The sequence below is a fragment of the Pedobacter sp. 05L430 genome, from assembly GCF_056397585.1.
The window spans coordinates 1-4,250 of sequence record NZ_JBFTNT010000337.1 but is presented as its reverse complement, the minus strand read 5'-3'; the positions used below and the strand labels follow the sequence as shown (position 1 = coordinate 4,250).

At 37.8% G+C, this 4,250-nt stretch carries 4 protein-coding genes; 2 read left to right on the top strand and 2 right to left on the bottom strand.

From position 1 onward, the window contains the following. On the top strand, positions 1-218 hold a 218-nt coding region (locus AC1DG9_RS24085), incomplete at its 5' end, for a chromate transporter (protein WP_477635383.1). Positions 219-231: 13 nt separating this feature from the next. Here AC1DG9_RS24085 and dnaB read toward each other — a convergent pair. After that, positions 232-1,806, bottom strand: a complete 1,575-nt coding sequence (gene dnaB / locus AC1DG9_RS24080) for a replicative DNA helicase (protein WP_172663182.1) — start codon at positions 1,804-1,806, stop codon at positions 232-234. A 206-nt stretch (positions 1,807-2,012) separates the two neighbouring features. Here dnaB and rlmB point away from each other — a divergent pair, with 206 nt between their 5' ends. Then, positions 2,013-2,777: a 23S rRNA (guanosine(2251)-2'-O)-methyltransferase RlmB gene (rlmB, locus tag AC1DG9_RS24075; RefSeq protein WP_477635382.1), complete on the top strand. Its 765-nt coding sequence runs from the start codon at positions 2,013-2,015 to the stop codon at positions 2,775-2,777. A 25-nt stretch (positions 2,778-2,802) separates the two neighbouring features. On the opposite strand, the gene AC1DG9_RS24070 is transcribed toward rlmB, so the two are convergent. Next, the gene (locus AC1DG9_RS24070; RefSeq protein WP_172663180.1) at positions 2,803-4,071 is read right to left on the bottom strand and encodes an Hsp70 family protein; all 1,269 of its coding nucleotides are present in this window, start codon (positions 4,069-4,071) and stop codon (positions 2,803-2,805) included. Between the last annotated feature and the right edge of the window lie 179 nt (positions 4,072-4,250).

Sequence of the window (4,250 nt, the reverse complement as noted above, 5' to 3'; positions counted from 1 at the left end):
ATCTTAAAAAGATAGCACGTATTAAATATTCGTTATCCGGGATAAATGCTGTAAGCGTGGGTTTTATTATTGCTGCATTTATTCTCCTTGTAAAGCCAATTGGTATGGACTTTACAGCAATAACGGTTTTAATAGTAACATTTCTTATTCTGAATTYCACTAAAATAAGCCCGCCTTTTATTGTTTTGGGTGGTATATTGTTAGGCTACTTTTTATAGCTCCATTGGCTGATTAGAACGGAGCATCTTCATCATGCATGTCATCCATGCGCGATGGTTTAATGATTACATTTCCGGTGGGTCTGTCAAAATCTTGCGAAGGATGCATACCTGCACCAGGACTGTCCATAGAGAATGAAGTAGGTGCAGAGAAGCTTTCTTCCAAATCCGCAAATTTCACATACTTACCAATAAAGCGTAGCGGTACAATTCCGGTTTCACCGTTACGGTGTTTTGCAATAATTACCTCACCAATACCAGCTTGGGAGCGTCCCTGCTCATCTTCGGTAATACCATAATATTCTGGTCTGTATAAGAATAGTACCATATCCGCATCCTGCTCGATAGATCCAGATTCACGTAAATCCGATAGCATTGGTCGTTTTCCGTTAACACCAGGTCTGCTCTCTACGGCACGACTTAACTGCGATAGTGCAAGTACAGGTACATTTAGTTCTTTGGCAACAGATTTAAGCGCTCTTGATATACTACCAATTTCCTGCTCCCTGTTACCACCGCCGCTTTGTCCTTCTCCCTTACCATGCATCAACTGCAAATAATCGATGATGATTAATTGCAGGTCATATTGAGATTTAAGCCTTCTGCATTTTGCTCTGAATTCAAAGATGTTAAGGGCAGGGGTATCGTCTATTAATAGTGGAGCCTCTGTTAAGGTTCCTATTTTACTATGTAGCTGTTGCCATTCCCATTCTGCCAGATTTCCTTTTCTGATTTTTTCCTGCTCAATCTCGGTTTCTCCTGAAATCAAACGATTTACCAATTGAACAGACGACATCTCTAATGAGAACACTACAACGGGTCTTTTAAATTCTACAGCTGCATTACGTGCACAGGTTAGAACGAATGCTGTTTTACCCATCGCCGGACGAGCTGCAATGATTACTAAATCTGAAGGTTGCCATCCACCTGTAATACGATCAAGATCAGTAAAGCCGGATGGAACACCTGTTAACCCATCGCTTTTACCACGAAGCGCTTCTAAGGTGGCTAAAGATTGTTTTACAATCTCATCCATCTTTTGTGTATCTCTTCTTAAATTGTTCTGAGCAATATCAAATAAGTTCTTTTCTGCATGATCCAGCAAATCGAATATATCTGTGGTGTCCTCGTACGCATTCTGAATAATCTCTGAAGAGATCCTGATCAATTCCCGCTGAATATATTTTTGGGAAATGATACGGGCATGGAATTCTATGTTCGCTGCTGAAGCTACTCTATTTGTCAGGTTAGTGATATAATAAGCGCCCCCAATCATTTCTAATTGTCCGAGCGTTCTCAATTCAGAGGTAACGGTTAAAATATCTACTGGTTTGGATTTCTGAAAAAGCCCCTGAATTGCTTCAAAGATTTTTTTATGCCCTTCATGATAAAATACTTCGGGTTTTAGAATGTCAATTACGGTAGATAGGGCATCTTTTTCGAGCATTAATGCACCAAGGACAGCTTCTTCAAGGTCAATTGCCTGAGGCGGGATCTTTCCCATCGTGGTCATAGAATTACTTAATCTATTTTTCCGCGCTGTAAAGTTTGCCTTGTCTTGTCCTTGTGTTCCGTTATCGCTGCTCATGAATACAAAAATAGACAAAAATTAGGTCTCTTCTTAAAATCTTTATGAACATTCCCACAACTTAAATTCATTCGTCTTAACATGACTTTCGTGAATTCGAACAATTTCCTAACAGCAAGATGTTGATAAGCAAAACACTCGCACTTAAAAATTAGGTTAAATTAATCGCAATTTTTGAGCTATTTTTGCGCTTCAATTTAAAGGAAATGGAAAACTCAAGAAGGTCTGCCAGACCTAAAGAAAATAATGAGTTCGTATTTGGTATACGTGCAGTAATAGAGGCTATTAAGGCTGGTAAAGATATAGAGAGTATTTACATACAACGTAGTTTAACTGGCGAAATTATCTTGGAGTTAAAACAGCTGTTAAAGGAGGTTGATGCGCCGGTGCATAATGTTCCGGTAGAGAAATTGAACCGGATGACCCMAAAGAATCATCAGGGAGTAATTGCTGTAATTTCATCCATTACCTTTCAAAAAATTGAAGATATCATCCCATTAGTTTACGAAAAGGGAGAAACACCTTTAGTTTTGATTCTTGATGGAATTACGGATGTAAGAAATATGGGTGCAATAGCCAGAACTGCTGCCTGTGCAGGAGTACATGCTATAATTGTGCCTACTAAAAATTCTGCACAGATCAACGCTGATGCCATTAAGACTTCGGCAGGAGCTTTGTTTAGTATACCGGTATGCAGACATCCAAATCTTCAAAAAACGGCATTGTTTTTACAGGAATGCGGTTTACAGATTGTTGCTTGTACTGAAAAGACCAATGATTTAATATACGCTCCGGATTATACAGCCCCAACAGCCATCGTTATGGGAGCAGAGGATGAAGGTATTTCGAACGAAATTATGAGAATGGCCAACCACCTGGCTAAAATCCCAATGCTTGGCGAAATCAGTTCATTAAACGTATCTGTTTCTGCAGGTATTATCCTGTACGAAGCGATAAGACAACGTTCGTAATAGTTGGAATGATAAGTTTAACTTATCATTCCTCAAATAAATATCCGCTATAGGCAAGTCCTTTAGCTACACTAATAAAATTATCTCCCGAATGCACTGGTGTATTTGGGAATTTTGTTTTAAAGAGGTCCTTGATTGCAGCAACCATAGATGTACCTCCAGTAAGGAAAAGGCTATCGATATCATTTACAGCGATCTGATGATTTAATAGAAAATCATCTAAGTAAGCACTTATCTTTTTAACATCTTTTTGAATAATGCCATTATACTGATCAATGGATACTTCATCGTTAATTTCAATATCCATTTTTGAATACTGAAACTGCGAAACAGGAAGTGACGATAATTCCACTTTTGTTTTTTCAACTGATTGAAAAAGAGAATATCCTAGATTATTGTCGGTAAGTGTAATCAGATTTTTGAATTTTCTATCCTGCTTAGAGTAATGATAATAGTTTTGAAGATCATTTTTAATCTTAATTCCATTAAAAAAGTTCATTTGTTCCCAGGAGCATATATTCGCAAATAAAGAAACCGGGACTGTAAGCATTTTTCCTGGTGCAGCTTCGTATAGCGTGTGTTTTCCAAAATGAGGTGTTCCTTTGTCCCACATAAATGCAGAATCAAAGCTGTCGCCCCCAATATAAATACCCCCAGTTGCAATTATATCCTTTCTTCTATCTTTACTACCAACCTTCGCCGGGTCAAGCTCCAGATAGGTAAAATCAGTTGTTCCACCACCTAAATCCGCTACAAGTACTTTTTCCTTTTTAGATATTGTCTTTTCATATGCAAAAGCAGCACCTATGGGTTCAAACTGGAATCTTACTTCTTCAAAACCGGCGTTTTCTGCTGCTTTGTTAAGTCTTTTTTGTGCAAGTGCATCTTTTGTGGTATTGTCATCGTCAAAAAAGACAGGGCGACCGATAATGGCCTTTTTACAATCATAACCAATAACCTCATCGGCTTTGTCCTTTAATTCCTTTAATATCAGGGTAACAAGGTCTGAGGCGTTAAATTTTTTGTTATGAATTCTGGTTTCTATAAAACTGCTTCTTGGAAGAATACGTTTTATAGATTTCATGAATCTCCCTTTCATTCCATCCTTTATGTATTGAGCTATAGCCTGGTCGCCCACCACATATTTTAAGGGCTCTGTAGTACTTTGCTCGCTTTGGAAATAGAGTATTGAAGGAACAATAATTGTTTTTATGATTTCCTTTTTCTCTTCATCAAAAATTGATAGGGCTGAATTGGTTGTGCCGAAATCAATTCCATATAAAAATTTAGACATTGCAACAGTAAAATTGGACGTAAATAAAACGACACATCCGGATTAAGGTCTGGCCCGATCCGGATGTGTTAAAAGATAATTAAATGGGGTTAAATATATTTTGTGCCGAATTTCGATTTTACATCAGCAACAATTTGTTTTATGCTTTGTTCAGATGATCTAGGGCAAATTAATAGTGT